Origin of the sequence: Amycolatopsis sp. CA-161197, from assembly GCF_050942255.1 — a bacterium.
GTDB lineage: Bacteria > Actinomycetota > Actinomycetes > Mycobacteriales > Pseudonocardiaceae > Amycolatopsis.
The window spans coordinates 3617655-3632071 of the sequence record NZ_CP192059.1; the positions used below are offsets into that span (position 1 = coordinate 3617655).

Below are 14417 nucleotides of genomic sequence, written 5' to 3' on the forward strand. Positions count from 1 at the left end.
ATCGCTACGAACGCTGTCCCGACAGGAGCTCGAACGCCTCCCACATCCCGGCGTAGCGGCCGCCGCGCGCGAGGAGCTCGTCGTGGCTGCCGGCCTCGGCGATGCGGCCGCGGTCGAGCACCACGATGCGGTCGGCCGACTGCGCGGTCTGCAGCCGGTGGGCGATCACGATGGTCGTGCGCCCGGCCGCCAGCGTCCGCATGGCTTCGGCGACGTGGGCTTCGGCCGCGAGGTCGAGGTTCGACGTCGCCTCGTCGAGCAGCAGGATCACCGGGTCCACGAGCTGCGCGCGGGCAAGCGCGAGGAGCTGGCGCTGCCCGGCCGAGAGCGACCGGCCGCGTTCGGCGATCTCGTGCAGGTAGCCGCCGGGCAGCGTGGCCACGAACTCGTGCGCCCCGACGGCCCGTGCGGCCGCCTCCACCTCGGCGTCGGTGGCGTCGGCCCGGCCGTAGGCGATGTTGTCGCGCACGGTGCCGGTGAACAGGAACGCCTCCTGCGGCACGTAGCCGAGCGCGCGGCGGTAGGCGGCGAGGTCGAGCGAGCGCAGGTCGTGGCCGTCGACGCGGACGCTGCCCGTGTCGGGGTCGTAGAAGCGCGCGAGCAGCTTGACCAGAGTCGACTTGCCCGCTCCCGTCTCGCCGACCAGCGCCACGGTCTCGCCGGCCGCGATCGTCAGGTCGACCTCGCGCAGCGCCTCCGGCGGCTTCGTGACGGCCTGCGAGCCCGCGACCAGCCGCGGGTCGGCCGGGCCGCGACGTTCGCCCGCGCCCAGTGCCGGCGCCGACGGGTACGCGAAGCGCACGCCGTCGAAGGTGATCTCGCCGCGCAGCCGGCCGGGGTCGATCGCCTGCACGGCGGGCGGGGTGAGCGTCTCCAGCCGCATCAGGTCGGAGATCCGGCTCACCGACACGCGCGTCTGCAGCCACGAGTCGAACACCTGCGACAGCTGCTGGATGGGGGAGAAGAACAGGTCGATGTAGAGGATGAACGCGATCAGCGCACCCGGCGTGAGCCGGCCCGAGTAGATCATCCCGGCGCCGACCCCGAGCACGATCGCGTCGGCGCCCGCCGAGAGGAACTGCACGAACGGGAAGTACGTGGCGGCCAGCCGCTGCGCGGAGTAACGGGAGTCGAGGTAGTCGCGCCCGAGCCGGCGGAACCGGCGGATCGTCTCGTCCTCGTGGGCGAACGCCTGCGACTCGCGCACGCCCGAAAGGCTCTCCTGGAAGTCGGCGTTCACGATCGCGACGCGGTCGCGCGCCACGTCGTACAGCTTCGCGGCGCGCCGGCGGAAGATCACCGTCCCGATGGCCAGCGGCACCACCACCGACAGCGTGCACAGGCCCAGCAGCGGGTTGACCACGACCAGCGTCACGCCGACCCCGGCGAAGGTCACGAACGCGACCAGCGCCGAGAGCAGCCCGTTCTGGATCAGCGACTCGAACTGGTCGACGTCGGTGGTCATCCGGGTCATGATCCGGCCGGCCATCTCGCGCTCGTAGTAGTCGAGCGAAAGGCGTTGAAGCTGCGCCCAGATCCGGATCCGCAGCGACAGCATCACGCGCTGCGCGGTCCGGCCGGTCACGAAGGTCTGCGCCACCTCGTCGAGGAACGCGATGAGCGTGATCAGCAGGAACAGCCCGGCGGCACCGAAGAGCACGGCCTGCGAGCCTTGCAGCACGCCGTCGTCGATGCCGCTCTTCACGAACACCGGCCCGATCACCGACGCGACGGCGTCGATCACCACGAGCAGCAGCCCGAACAGCAGCGGACGGCGGAACTCGCGCAGCAGCGTGCGCAGGGAGAACGCGCGCTCCTGGCGGGTTTCCTTGGCGAGATCGACCTTCGCGAAGTCCCGCACGGGTTTCAGCTCGTCGACGCGGGCGAGCAGCTGCGGGGTCGGCGGGAGCGCGGCGCGCCAGCCGCTGCCGCCGGCCGAGCCGCCGAGGCCGGCCCCGATGCCCGGCGCTCCGGTGGCGCGGGTGGTGAACCGCCGGCCGTTGCCGTTCTGTCCGCTTCCGTTGTGCCCGTTGCGTTCCCCGCGCCAGGCGGACGCGGTGGTGCCCGCCACGGTGAGGGCTTCGATGCGGTCGCCGACCCGTTCGGCGGCTTCCTCCTCGAGCCCGGTGAGCAGCGTGCGGTAGAGGGCGCTGCGCTCCAGCAGCTCCTCGTGGGTGCCCTGGTCGGCGACCACCCCGCCGTCGAGCACCACGACACGGTCGGCCAGGTGCAGCGTCGAGCGCCGGTGGGCGACGAGCAGAGTGGTGCGCCCGGCCAGCACCGTGCGCAGCGACGCGTTGATCGACTCCTCGGTGTTGGCGTCGACGGCGCTGGTGGCGTCGTCGAGCACGAGCACCCGGGGGTCGGTGAGGATCGCGCGGGCCAGCGCCACGCGCTGGCGCTGCCCGCCCGAAAGCGACAGCCCGCGTTCGCCGACGACGGTCTCGTAGCCCTGGGGCAGCGCGCGGATGAAGGTGTCGGCCTCGGCGACCTCGGCGGCGGCGAGGATCTCCTCGTCGGTGGCGCCGGGTTTTCCGTAGGCGATGTTGGCGCGAATGGTGTCGGAGAACAGGAAACTCTCCTCGAACACCACGCCGACCTGGGAGCGCAATGAGCGCAGCCGCACCGTGCGCAGGTCGTGCCCGTCGAGCAGCACGGCGCCGGACTCCGGGTCGTGGAAGCGCGACACGAGCGTGGTCGCCGTGGTCTTGCCGCTGCCGCTCGGGCCGATCAGCGCCACGCGTTCGCCGGCGGCGACGTGCAGGTCGAAACCCTTCAGCACCGGCGCGTCGGGCGAGTATCCGAAGTGGACGTTCTCGAACCTGATCTCGCCCTTGGCCGTCGGCAGGTCCACGGCGTCGGGTGCGTCGGCGATGGCGGGCTCCAGGTCGATGAGCTGGAAGATCCGCTCGACGCCCGCGCGGGCCTGCTGGCTGATCGCGAGCACGCCGGCGAGCTGGCGCGCGGGGGCCATCAGCTGGCCGACATAGGTGGAGAAGGCAAGGAACGTGCCGAGGCTGAGGCCGTGGTGCAGCGCGAGCCAGCCGCCGAGCACGAGGATCGCGACCTGCCCGAGCGCCGGGATCGCCTGCAGCAGCGGCTGGTACCGCGACTGCAGCCGCACGGCCCGCAGCTGCATGCCGTAGAGGTCGCCGGCGGTGTCGGCCAGCCGGTTGAGCTCCCGGCCCTCCTGGCCGAACGCCTTGACCACGCGCACGCCGTTGACGTCCTCGTCGACGATCTGCACCACGTCGCCCTCGCGCTGCTGCGCGGCCCAGGTGGCGGGGAAGATCCGCCGGCGCATCCGGTAGGACACCATGAGCAGCAGCGGCACCACGACCAGGCTCACGAGCGCGAGCAGCGGCGACAGGACCAGCATCACGCCGAGCGAGAGCAGGACCAGCAGGATGTTGCCGCTCATGATGGGCAGCAGGCTGAGCAGGCCCTGCACGAGCGCCGAGTCGGACGTCGCGCGCGAAACGAGCTGACCCGTGGGCATGCGGTCGAGGTTCGCGAAGTCCATGCGCTGCAGGTGGGCCTGGATGTCGTTGCGCAGGTCGTACTGCACGGCCAGCGCGACCCGGCCGCCGCGGTAGCGCCGCTGGTAGGCGAACACGAACGCGGCCGCGGCGAGCACGAGCAGCGCGATCAGCCACGGCCACAGCGACGCCGAGCGGCTGAGGATCACCCCGTCGACGATCTGGCGTTCCAGCAGCGGCACCACGGTCTGGCAGGCGCTGCCGAGCACCGCGGCGCCGAAGGCGATCAGCAGCTCACGGCGGTGGCGCAGGACGTAGCCGCCGAGGCGGCGCAACCAGCGGGACTTCTCTTCGGGTTCGCTCACCGGTTTCCGGCCATCCACTCCGCCATGACCTCGTCGATCGCGTCACCGAGCCGGCCCAGCGACTCGAGCACCACGTCGCCGTCGGGTGTGCGGGCGACCAGCGCGAGGAGTCCCTTGATCATCTCGGCCTCGGTGGCGGCGAGCAGCCGTTCGCCTTCCGGGGTCAGGGAAAGCGCGGTGGCGCGGTGGTCGGCGTCGACGTCGCCGCGGACCACGAGGCCGCGTTTCGTGAGCGCGTCGACCGCGGCGCTGATCGCCGGACGGCCGAGCGCGAGCCGCCGGGCCACGCGGGAGGCGCGCTCGTCGCCCGAGGCGATGGCGGACAGCACGCGGTAGTGGGCGAGGTTCAGCTCTCCCGACGAGCGCTCGAGCAGCCGCGAGAGGCGGGCCAGGGCCCGCACGGCGCTCGTCGCGGTCTGCTCGCGGGATTCTCCGGAGGACGGCATGATCCCGACTGTAAACCCCAGTTTGTTCGATCGTCGAACTAGTGGGTCTCGGTGAACCGAACAGGATTCGGTAGCCTGGCCTTGACCGGACTGGGTCGACAACGAAGTTTCCTGTTCGCGGTGTCCGCGGGCAGAACGAGGTTCGGAGGTAGCGTGAGCTTCAACCTGGCCACGATCTTGCACGAGTCCGCGCTCGCCCAGCCGGAAAAGGACTTTCTCCGCTTTCCGGGTGGAATCCACTCTTACGCCGCGGTGGACGAGACCTCCGGCCGCGTCGCGACGGCGTTGCGCGCGCGGGGTTTCGCGCCCGGCGACAAGATCGCCGTGCAGCTGGCCAACGTGCCCGAGTTCGTGTTCGCGTACTTCGGGATCCTCAAGGCCGGGCTCACCATGGTGCCGCTGAACCCGCTGCTCAAGGCCGACGAGATCGCCTACCACCTGGCCGACTCCGACGCGCGGCTGCTCATCGCCGACACGGCGCTGGCCGGTGAGGTGGCGAAGGCGCTCGCCGAGGTGCCGGAGGTGGCCGCGGTCGTCGTGGGTGGTCTGGACGGGTGGCCCGCCGGTGCGGTCGAGTTCGCCGAGCTGCTCGATGCCGAGGACGACGGCGACCTGTACCCGGGCGCGGCCGACGACACCGCCGTGCTGCTGTACACGAGTGGCACCACCGGGCGTCCGAAAGGCGCCGAGCTGTCGCATTTCTCGCTGTACATGACCTGCACGATCGGCGGCCAGACCTTCGGCACGGAACCCGAGGACGTGGTGCTCGCGGTGCTGCCGTTCTTCCACGTCTACGGCCTGTCCAGCATCCTCAACTCCGCCGCCCGGCACGGGCGCACGGTGTCGGTGGTCCGGCGGTTCGAGCCGAAGGCGGTGCTGGCGGCCATCGAGCGCGACCGCGTGACGATCATGGCCGGCGTGCCCACGATGTACCACGCGCTGGCCGTCGCCGACAGCTCCGCGTACGACACGAGCAGCCTGCGCATCGGCAGCTCCGGCGGCGCCGCGATCCCCGAGCAGGTGCTGCGGGCGTTCGAGGAGAAGTACGGCATCCCCGTGCTGGAGGGCTACGGGCTGTCCGAGTCCGCGTCGACGACCACGGTGAACCCCGGTGCCGCGAACCGCAAGGTGCTCTCCATCGGCAAGCCGATCTCGGGTGTGCAGCTGCGCATCGTCGACGCGCAGGACCGCCCGCTGCCCGCCGGCGCGGACCACGTGGGCGAGATCGTGCTGCGCGGGCACAACATCACGAAGGGCTACTACAAGCGGCCCGCCGAAACCGCCGAAGCCTTCCGGGGCGGGTGGTTCCACACCGGGGATCTGGGTTACGTCGACGAGGACGGGTTCGTGTTCGTCGTGGACCGCAAGAAGGACCTCGTGATCCGCGGCGGGTACAACGTGTACCCGCGTGAGGTGGAGGAGCTCCTCTACCGGCACCCGGCCGTCGCGAAGGCCGCGGTGATCGGGGAGCCGGACGAGCGGCTGGGGGAGGAGATCGTCGCGGTGGTCTCGTTGAAGCCGGGTGCTTCGGCGGAGCCGGAGGAGATCGTGGCGTGGGCGAAGGAGCGGATCGCCGCCTACAAGTACCCGCGGCGGGTGCGGATCGTGGACGAGCTGCCGAAGGGGCCGACGGGGAAGATCACGAAGCTGCCGTTGCGAGGGCAGTGACCGTCCACTGTGGCCAGCCGGCCCAGTCGGCTCAGTCGAAGGTGAAGTCGTACGCCTGAAGTCCCGGGGTGAGCGACAGCGTCAGCGTCGAATGGCGTGCTGCCGGGCCGGAAACGAGGGTGTAGAGCTTCGGCACGCCCGAGGCCGGCACTGTCGTGCGGGTGCCGTCGAGCTCGACGGTGAGTGTGCCCGTGCCGCCGAGGACGAGGTGGACGGCGCGGGCGCGGAAGTTCAGGCGCAGCCGCGCGGACGGGCCCGCGGTGAGGGACTCGCCGGACGCGGTCCAGGTGCCGTCGAGGGCGAAGGTGTCGGACGCGACGGCGGCGGGGAAGCGCAGGGTGCGGGTCTGGCCCGGCGGCGGCTGGTCGCCGGTGATGTCGACGGGTGCGTTGGCGGGCCCGAGGTAGGTCTCCGGCGTGGTGGCCTCGACCGGCGTTGCGTCGGGGACGTCGGTGGGCGGTGGCAGGGGTCCGGCGCCGGCGTCGGTGAGGAGGTCGCGGATCTGCTGCTCGGTGTCCGTGTACGCGCCTTCGCCGAAGTGGGAGCCGCGGACCTGGCCCGACGCGTCGACGAGGTAGGAGGCGGGCCAGTACTGGTTGCCGTAGGCGTTCCAGGTGGCGTAGTCGTTGTCGATCGCCACCGGGTAGTCGACGCCGAGGGCCTTGGCCTGGGCGGCGACGTTGGCGGGCTCGTGCTCGAACGCGAACTCCGGCGTGTGCACCCCGAGCACCACGAGCCCCGCACCGCGGTAGGTGCGGTACCAGCTTTCGTAGTGCGGGAGGGCGCGCAGGCAGTTCACGCAGCTGTAGGTCCAGAACGTGACGAGCACGACCTTCCCGCGGCGGCTCGCGAGTGTCAGCGGCTGCCCGCCCGGGGTGTTGAGCCACGCGGTGATGCCCGTGGGCTCGGGTGCGGCGGTGAGCCGGTGCAGGCTCGCGGACGCGGAAGTGCCGGCCTCGAACGACTTCTGCAGCGCCGCCGTGTAGTCCGGCACGGTGCGCTGCAGGCCGGCGGTGAGGTCGAAGGCCGTGGCCGCTGCGACGGCCAGCAACGCGACGCCGGTGGTCACGCGGATCGCCCGGGCGCGGGCGCGCAGGTACCGGACGCGGCGCGTGAGCGCGTCGCCGGCCAGGGCGAGCGCGAGCAGCGGAATCCCGGCCCCGACGCCGAACGCCGCCGTGAGGACCAGCGCGCCGAACCCGATCCGGTGCGTCGCACCGAGCACGGCGATGGTCGCGAGCACCGGGCCCGCGCACGGCACGTAGACCAGGCCGAGGGCGAGACCGACGGTGAACCCGCCCGCGTCCGGATCGGCCGCGCGGCCGCGAAGCCGCGCGAACGGCCGTTCCAGCAGCTCGCCGACGCGCCGCGAGACGAGGCCCAGTCCGAGCAGGGCGAGGACCGCGATGCCGGCGTCGCGCAGCAGGTCCTGCGGCAGGTGGAACGCGCTGAGCACGAGGGAGCCGAACAGCGTCGCCAGGCCGAAGCTCACCACGAGCCCGGCCACCACGCGCACGGGCCGGCGCGACCCGGCCGTGAGCACCACGGGCAGCACCGGCAGCACGCACGGCGAAATGCTCGTGACCGCTCCCGCGAGCAGACCGGCGAGCACAAGAGTGAGCATGATTTCTCCCCGAGGACGAATTGCTCGCAGCCTAGCGTCTATTCATAACCTGTCAGAGTAGTTATGACTTGTGCCACGAAAAAGACCGGCGAAGGCGGAGTGCCTTCACCGGCCTGGTCGTGCCGGGGGAGCGGGTCAGCCGGCCTGCCGCGACGGGGACAGGGGCGGGTTGCCGCGCTGGCGCGCCCGGTAGGCGGCGGCCTTCATCTTGTTGCCGCAGGTCGCCATGGCGCACCACTCGCGCCGCGACCCGCGGGAGCGGTCGAGGTAGACCTGCGTGCACTCGGGCCGGCCGCACTCCTTGAGCAGATCGGCGTCCGGCCCGCCGAGGATCTCCACGGCCTCGCGCGCCACCGACGACAGCGCTTGCGCCGGGGTCGCCTCCAGGCGGCGACCGTCGATCGACAGCTGAGGAACCGTCGAGGGGTGCGCGGCGAACTCGTTGACCACGTCCATGGCCCGCAGGTCGGGCTCGTGGTGGGTCAGCCGCGCCGCGACCAGCGCGTAGATGGCCTCGCGCAGTTCGATGGCGGCGAGCACGTCCTGCGGCCGGCTGCCCGGGTCGGTGTCGGTGACCCCGGACTCGCGGAACCACGCGTCGAGGTTGCGCGGCGAGCCGAGCTTCTCCAGGGGTTCGGCGTTGCGCCGGGCGCGCAGGGTCCCGACGAAGTCGAGTGCCGGGTTCCCGCAGGGGAAGGCGTGTTCCATCGCACCAGTCTGACAGGTGACGAAAAAGAACGCAACAATTGCTAACCGGTAAAAACAGGTTAACCGGAATGTGTGGCAAAAATGCGTAACCGTCTTGACTGGTGACGAATAAGCGTGCAAGAGTTTCGGCATCGCCACCGGGGCCCCGCGGAAACCGCGGCCCCCGTCCGGAAAGGTCTCACCTTCGATGGATCCGACTGTCTCGCTGCTGCTCGTCCTGCGGAACCTGCTCGTCACCATGGGTGCGCTCACCGGCACCCCGGTGCCCGGTTTCGGGCCGGGGGAGTACCGGTGATCACCACCGGCCAGTACCTGCACGTCGTCACCCGGGCGCTGACCGGCATGGCCGCGATCGTCGAGCAGCTCGGCGACGATCTGGCCAACACCCGGCTCGAGCTGCCCGGCGCCAACACGCCGTACGCGGTGCTCAACCACTGCCTCGGTGCCACGGCGTACTGGGCCGGCGAGGTCGTCTCCGGCCACGCCGCCCACCGCGACCGCGACGCCGAGTTCACCGCCGCCGGTCCGGTCGCGCCGCTGCTCGACCGCGTGCGCAAGACCCTGCGGCAGCTCAAGAAAGACGTGACCCGCGCGGACCCGCACGCCACCGTGCCCGCCGCGCTGGCCGGCTTCGGCGACCCGCTCGACGCGGGCGGCGCGCTGCTGCACCTGTGCGCCGACCTCGTCCAGCACCACGGCCAGCTCGAAATCCTGCGTGACGTGCTGCTCGCGCAAGCCCGCATTCCCGCCTGACCCCCGAAGTTCCCCGAAGTTCTGTCGAGAAAGGACAGTTGCCATGACTGAAACCACCTACACCGCGGTCGTCACCGCCACCGGCGAGGGCCGCAACGGCGGGCGGGCGACCGCTGCCGACGGTTCGCTCGACGTCACCCTCGCCATCCCGAAGGAGCTCGGCGGCAACGGCGGCGCGACCAACCCGGAGCAGCTGCTCGGTGCCGGCTGGGCCTCGTGCTTCCTCGGCGCGGTGAAGATCGTCGCGGCGCAGAAGAAGGTGAAGCTCGCCGACCTCGCCGTGGTCGCCGACATCACCCTGCACAACGAGGCGGCCGACTTCTGGCTCAGCGCCGCCCTGCACCTCGAAGTGTCCGGTGTGGACCAGGCGACCGCCGAAGAGCTGGGCCACGCCGCGCACCAGATCTGCCCGTATTCGAAGGCGACGCGCGGCAACGTCGAGGTCACCATCGACGCCACCGTCGCCTGACAGTGCGCCCGACCGACGAGGAGCACACCATGATCTCCCGGCGGGCGTTCGGGAAGGCCGTGGGCGCGGGGGCGGTCGCCGCCTCGCTCCCGGCCCTCCCCGCGGAGGCCGCGGCCGGCCCGGCCGTGGCCTCCGCGGGGAGGGCCCGGTCCGCCACGTGCGCACCGACCTGCTCGACCTCGCCTACCACGAGGTCGGCCCGGCCGGCGGCGACGTGGTGCTGCTCGGCCACGGCTGGCCCTACAGCCCGCACGCCTACGCCGAGGTCGCGCCCGCCCTGGCGCGCCGCGGCTTCCGCGTGCTGGTGCCCTACCTGCGCGGCCACGGCGCCACCCGCTTCCGCGACGCCACGACGATCCGCTCCGGCCAGCAGGCCGCGCTCGGCGCCGACCAGGTCGCGTTCCTCGACGCGCTCGGTGTCGAGAGCGCGGTGTTCGGCGGCTACGACTGGGGCGGGCGCGCCCTCGACGTCGCCGCGGCGCTGTGGCCGCAGCGGTGCCGCGCGCTGGTGTCGGTGAACAGCTACCTGATCCAGAACCTGGACCCGGACGTGCTCGCGTCCGCCCCGGACGCGCCCGGCACCGAATCGGCGCACTGGTACTTCTACTTCTTCTTGACCGAGCGTGGCCGCACGGCGCTGACGCGTTCCCGCCGTGACCTGGCGGAATTGGTGTGGCGGCGCAACTCGCCGCAGTGGCGCTTCACGAGCGCCGACCTCGACATCGCGGCCGCCGCGATGGACAATCCGGACTACGTGGACGTGGTCATCCACAACTACCGCGTGCGCCAGGGCGCGGCGCCGGGCGATCCTCGTTACGCCGCCCTCGAGGCGCGGCTGCTGGCGCAGCCACCGATCACGGTGCCGGCGGTGACGCTCGACGGGCTCGCCGACGGCAGCTTCCCGGCGACCGACGGCACGGCGTCGGCGAAACACTTCACCGGCCCGCGTGTGCACCACCGCGTGCCCGGCGCGGGGCACAACCTGCCCCAGGAAACGCCGCGCGCGTTCGTGGACGCCGTGCTCGAAGCGGTCCGGCTGTGACCCCGCTCGGCGGCGGGGCCCCGGTCTCCTGGGCACCCGCCGGATCAGGAGCAGTGATGCACCCCGCGAAGACGCCCGTCACCTCGCGCGGTCGCGCCAAGCACGTGATCGCGGTGCTGGTCGTGCCCGATTCCGTGGCGCTGGAGGTCACCGTGGTGCACCAGGTGTTCGGCCCGCGGATGGCGGCGATCGCCGAGCTGACCGGCGATCACGGCAGCGCGTACGAGGTGGTGCTCTGCGGCGAGGAGCCGCGCCAGGTGCTGCCTTCGAGGGTGGACTTCGGGGAGCTCGCGCCGCTGGAGACACTGCTGACCGCCGACACGGTGATGGTGCCGGGCGTCGAGGACCCGCTGGCGGAGCGGCCGCGGTCGGTGGTGCGGGCGTTGCGCGGTGCGGCGGAGGCCGGTGCGCGCATGGTGTCGTTCTGCGGGGGCGCGTTCCTCCTGGCCCGTGCCGGGCTGCTGGACGGGCGCCGCGCGACCACGCACTGGCTGTTCACCGAGGAGTTCCGCCGGGAGTTCCCGCAGGTCGAGCTGGAACCGGGCTGCCTGTACGTGGACGACGGTCCGGTGCACACGTCGGGCGGGATCTTCTCCGCGACGGACCTCGCGTTGCACCTGCTGGCCGAGGACCTGGGCCAGGCCTACGCCGGCGACGTCGGCCGGCTGCTGGTGGCGGCGCCGCGGCGCCCGGGTGGGCAGGCGCAGTTCGTGAAGGACTCGATCCGGATCGCGGGGGAGCCGGCGCTCGGGTCGTTCCTGGCGTGGCTGCGGGAGCACCTGCACGAGCCGTTGACGCTGGCCGGGCTGGCGTCGCAGGTGCACCTGAGCGAGCGGAGCCTGGTGCGGAAGTTCCGCCGGGCCACGGGGATGACGGTGTTCGACTGGATCAACCGCGAGCGCGTGGCCGCCGCCAAGGTGCTGCTGGAGACGACCGACCACCGGATCTCGGAGGTCGCCGCGATGGTGGGGTTCGGGTCCGCGGAGACGCTGCGCCGCCACTTCGAACGCCAGGTCGGCACCACGGCGGGCAGCTACCGGGCCACCTTTCGCGCCACTCCGGCCGCCTCGTGACGAACCCGGCGCCGGGTGAGGCCCGATTTGGCGGGATCCGAGCGTCCACCACGCTTTCCGCCAGCTAGCGTCGAAGAGCCGGGCCACGGTGGCCCGGGTGAGGAGGAAACCATGCCGGCGTACGGATTTTTCGTCGAGTTCGAAGCGAAGGCCGGGAAGGAGGACGATGTCGCGCAGTTTCTGATCGACGCGAAGTCCCTTGTGGACGCCGAGCCGGGCACCCTGGCGTGGTTCGGCTTCCGTCTCGGGCCCTCGTCGTTCCGGATCTTCGACGCCTTCGAGACGGAGCAGGACCGCGAAGCGCATCTCCAGGGCGAGGTGCGCCGGCAGATCGAGCTGCGCGGCGACGAGCTTTTCGCCACGGCGCCCACGATCACGCCGGTGGGCGTGCTGGCCGCGAAGCTCCCGCCGCACTGACCCTGCCGGGACGCGGCGGCCGTGCCACGCTGGGTTCGTGCCCGAACCCCGTGACCCGGCCACCGTGCCGCCGCGTGACTTCGTCGGCTACGGCCGGTACCCGCCGCGCGTGCGCTGGCCCGGCGACGCCAAGGTCGTGGTGAACGTCGTCGTGAACTACGAGGAGGGGGCCGAGTACTCCATCCCCGACGGCGACGGCCGCAACGATGGCTGGGGCGAGTACGCCTACGAGGTCGGCCCCGAGGTGCGTGACCTCGGCACCGAGACGCACTACGAGTTCGGCAGCCGCGTCGGCATCTGGCGGCTGGCGCGGATCTTCGACCGGTACGCGGTGCCGGTGAGCGTCGGCGCGTGCGCGGTCGCGCTGGAGCGGAATCCGGCCGTCGCGGAGTGGATCCGCGAACGCGGCCACGACGTGATCGGCCACGGCTACCGCTGGCTCGACTACGCGCGCATGTCCGTCGACGAGGAGCGCGACCACCTGCACCGCGCGATCGCGTCGCTGGAGCGGACGACGGGGCAGCGGCCGCGCGGATGGTACGTGCGGTCGTTCCCGAGCGAGCACACGCTCGACCTGCTCGTGGAGGAAGGCGGGTTCCTCTACGATTCGGATCCGTGCAACGACGAGCTGCCGTACTTTTCGGAGCGCGGGCTGCTGATCGTGCCGTATTCCAAGGTGTACAACGACACCCGTTACCTGCTGAGCCCGACCTACGGCTCGCCGGCGCAGTTCTTCGAAAGCCTGCGGCTCGCGCTCGACTACCTGTGCGAGGAAGCCGACGACGGCTTCGGGGCGCGGATGATGACCGTGGGGCTGCACCCGCGGTGGAGCGGTCAGGCCGGGCGCGCGGCGGCCGTGCGGGATTTCGTCCGGTATGCCACGGAGCAGCCGGGGGTCCGTTTCCTGCGGCGGCTCGACATCGCGCGGTGGTGGGTGGATCACCACCGGGACTGGGAGCCGATCGGACCGTGACTGTCCACAGTGGTCCTCGGTCGTTACGGTGTTCTCATGGTGGGTGACGCGAGGACGGTGTCGGTGGCGGTCGAGGGCGGGGCGCTGGCCGTGGAGGTGGTGGCCGCGGCCTCGGCGCCGGTGCTCGCCGTGCACGGCGTCACGAGCAACCGCCGGCTGTGGAACTGGTTGCGGGCCGAGGCGCCGGACCTGTCGCTGGTGATGCCGGACCTGCGGGGGCGTGCGGGGAGCTTCGCGGTGGCCGGCCCGTCTTCGTTGCAGCAGCACGCTTCCGACCTCGTGCGAGTGCTCGACGCGCTGGAGCACCCGGTGGTCGACGTGTGCGGGATGTCCATGGGCGGCTTCGTCGCGGTGGAGCTGGCCACGCGCCGGCCGGACCGGGTGCGCGGGCTCGTGCTGGTCGACGGCGGGCTCCCGATGGCCGTGCCGCCGGGCCTCACGCCCGAGACGGTGCCCGCCGCGTTCACGCCGCAGCTGGAGCGCGTCTCGCGGCGCTGGGCCGGCGTCGACGAGTACCTGGCTTATTTCACGCGCGCCAACCCCTTGCTCGACGCCGCCGACCCGCTCCTGCGCGACTGCCTCGACCACGACCTCTCCGACGGCCGCGTGTTCCTCAGCCGCGAAGCCGTGCTGGCCGACGCGACCGACGTGTTCTTCGGCGAGTCGCGCTGGCGGGAGATCGCCGTGCCGACCGAGGTGGTGTGCGCGGAGTGGAGCTCCGGGCCGGGCACGCCGCCCGCGTACAGCGATGAAGCCCTGGCCGGCTTCCGCGCCGCCCTGCCCACCCTGCGCCGCCCTCGCCGCATCGCGGGCGCCGACCACGCGGCCACGATCATGACCCATTCGGGTGCGGCCGTGGTCGGCGCGGCGCTGCACGACCTGCTGGCTCGATAGAGCCGTTCGCCGGTTGGTTGTGTCGTCCGTCGCGCTTGACAATCATGACAGCTGTCATAGCCTTGCGGGGTGACCGAACCCTGGTTCTTCTCCCGCCTCTCGCCCGGCGTCCGCCTCGCCGGCACCATCCTCGACGGCGTGCTCCACGGCCCGGAAGCCGTGAAAACGCAGGTCCGCGCCGTCGGGGCGTGTTATTCGGGCATGACGGTCCGCTACCGCGTCGACGCCGGGGACCGGCAGGTGGAGGAGTACACGGCCCAGGTCGGCGAGCACACCATCTTCGGCACCGGCACCTTCCACTTCGACGAACGCGGCGAGATCGACGAGATCGTGGTGAACCACCGTCCGCTCGGGGCGGCGCTGGCGCTGGCGGGGCTGGTCGGGGGCGCGGCCGCGCCGGGGCGGGCGGTTTCCGACGCCGCGCCGGGTCTCGCCGCTTCTGACGGCGCGCCGACTTCGGCCGATTCCGAGGTCGGGACTGCGCCGTCCGCGAGTTCGCGCTGATC

The 14417-nt window shown here is 72.0% G+C and carries 13 protein-coding genes; 9 read left to right on the top strand and 4 right to left on the bottom strand.

All coding sequences use genetic code 11. The features are described from left to right. Window positions 1-4: 4 nt before the first annotated feature. Complete coding sequence (locus ACQPXB_RS17310; protein ID WP_432853222.1) at window positions 5-3844, bottom strand: ABC transporter ATP-binding protein; 3840 nt, start codon at window positions 3842-3844, stop codon at window positions 5-7. Further along, on the bottom strand, window positions 3841-4290 hold the full coding sequence (locus tag ACQPXB_RS17315; protein WP_432853225.1) for a MarR family winged helix-turn-helix transcriptional regulator: 450 nt from the start codon (window positions 4288-4290) through the stop codon (window positions 3841-3843). Before ACQPXB_RS17315 ends, ACQPXB_RS17310 begins: the two co-directional genes overlap by 4 nt. Before the next feature lie 153 nt (window positions 4291-4443). On the opposite strand from ACQPXB_RS17315, the gene ACQPXB_RS17320 reads away from it, so the two are divergent. Continuing rightward, window positions 4444-5958 (top strand): long-chain-fatty-acid--CoA ligase, encoded by a 1515-nt coding sequence (locus ACQPXB_RS17320; RefSeq protein WP_432853228.1) that lies wholly within the window; start codon window positions 4444-4446, stop codon window positions 5956-5958. Window positions 5959-5989: 31 nt separating this feature from the next. Here the strand turns inward: ACQPXB_RS17320 and ACQPXB_RS17325 are convergent, their stop codons facing one another. Both ACQPXB_RS17325 and ACQPXB_RS17330 read right to left on the bottom strand, forming a co-directional pair. Continuing rightward, window positions 5990-7582, bottom strand: a complete 1593-nt coding sequence (locus ACQPXB_RS17325; protein ID WP_432853231.1) for a cytochrome c biogenesis protein DipZ — start codon at window positions 7580-7582, stop codon at window positions 5990-5992. A 135-nt stretch (window positions 7583-7717) separates the two neighbouring features. After that, window positions 7718-8290: a CGNR zinc finger domain-containing protein gene (locus tag ACQPXB_RS17330; protein WP_386953249.1), complete on the bottom strand. Its 573-nt coding sequence runs from the start codon at window positions 8288-8290 to the stop codon at window positions 7718-7720. A 291-nt stretch (window positions 8291-8581) separates the two neighbouring features. On the opposite strand from ACQPXB_RS17330, the gene ACQPXB_RS17335 reads away from it, so the two are divergent. The 8 genes from ACQPXB_RS17335 to ACQPXB_RS17370 all read left to right on the top strand — a co-directional run bounded on the left by ACQPXB_RS17335 (window position 8582) and on the right by ACQPXB_RS17370 (window position 14415). Beyond that, window positions 8582-9043 (top strand): DUF664 domain-containing protein, encoded by a 462-nt coding sequence (locus ACQPXB_RS17335; protein ID WP_432853234.1) that lies wholly within the window; start codon window positions 8582-8584, stop codon window positions 9041-9043. A 43-nt stretch (window positions 9044-9086) separates the two neighbouring features. After that, window positions 9087-9512: an Ohr family peroxiredoxin gene (locus ACQPXB_RS17340; protein ID WP_366586750.1), complete on the top strand. Its 426-nt coding sequence runs from the start codon at window positions 9087-9089 to the stop codon at window positions 9510-9512. Window positions 9513-9669: 157 nt separating this feature from the next. Then, window positions 9670-10554 carry an alpha/beta fold hydrolase gene (locus tag ACQPXB_RS17345; protein ID WP_432853237.1) on the top strand — a complete coding sequence of 295 codons (885 nt, stop codon included), beginning with the start codon at window positions 9670-9672 and terminating at the stop codon, window positions 10552-10554. Window positions 10555-10610: 56 nt separating this feature from the next. Next, the gene (locus ACQPXB_RS17350; RefSeq protein ID WP_432853240.1) at window positions 10611-11627 is read left to right on the top strand and encodes a GlxA family transcriptional regulator; all 1017 of its coding nucleotides are present in this window, start codon (window positions 10611-10613) and stop codon (window positions 11625-11627) included. 111 nt (window positions 11628-11738) lie between these two features. Next, on the top strand, window positions 11739-12044 hold the full coding sequence (locus ACQPXB_RS17355) for a putative quinol monooxygenase (RefSeq protein ID WP_366586742.1): 306 nt from the start codon (window positions 11739-11741) through the stop codon (window positions 12042-12044). A gap of 37 nt (window positions 12045-12081) precedes the next feature. Then, complete coding sequence (locus ACQPXB_RS17360) at window positions 12082-13017, top strand: polysaccharide deacetylase family protein (RefSeq protein WP_432853244.1); 936 nt, start codon at window positions 12082-12084, stop codon at window positions 13015-13017. 36 nt (window positions 13018-13053) lie between these two features. Then, window positions 13054-13911 carry an alpha/beta fold hydrolase gene (locus ACQPXB_RS17365; RefSeq protein ID WP_432853247.1) on the top strand — a complete coding sequence of 286 codons (858 nt, stop codon included), beginning with the start codon at window positions 13054-13056 and terminating at the stop codon, window positions 13909-13911. 69 nt (window positions 13912-13980) lie between these two features. Then, window positions 13981-14415, top strand: a complete 435-nt coding sequence (locus ACQPXB_RS17370) for a hypothetical protein (RefSeq protein WP_432853250.1) — start codon at window positions 13981-13983, stop codon at window positions 14413-14415. The last annotated feature ends 2 nt before the right edge of the window (window positions 14416-14417 follow it).

Excerpts from the sequence above, each read along its gene's own strand:
- ACQPXB_RS17315 (WP_432853225.1), bottom strand. The coding sequence starts at position 4,290 with ATGCCGTCCTCCGGAGAATCCCGCGAGCAGACCGCGACGAGCGCCGTG.
- ACQPXB_RS17325 (WP_432853231.1), bottom strand. The coding sequence starts at position 7,582 with ATGCTCACTCTTGTGCTCGCCGGTCTGCTCGCGGGAGCGGTCACGAGC.
- ACQPXB_RS17330 (WP_386953249.1), bottom strand. The coding sequence starts at position 8,290 with ATGGAACACGCCTTCCCCTGCGGGAACCCGGCACTCGACTTCGTCGGG.
- ACQPXB_RS17340 (WP_366586750.1), top strand. The coding sequence starts at position 9,087 with ATGACTGAAACCACCTACACCGCGGTCGTCACCGCCACCGGCGAGGGC.
- ACQPXB_RS17350 (WP_432853240.1), top strand. The coding sequence starts at position 10,611 with ATGCACCCCGCGAAGACGCCCGTCACCTCGCGCGGTCGCGCCAAGCAC.
- ACQPXB_RS17355 (WP_366586742.1), top strand. The coding sequence starts at position 11,739 with ATGCCGGCGTACGGATTTTTCGTCGAGTTCGAAGCGAAGGCCGGGAAG.
- ACQPXB_RS17365 (WP_432853247.1), top strand. The coding sequence starts at position 13,054 with ATGGTGGGTGACGCGAGGACGGTGTCGGTGGCGGTCGAGGGCGGGGCG.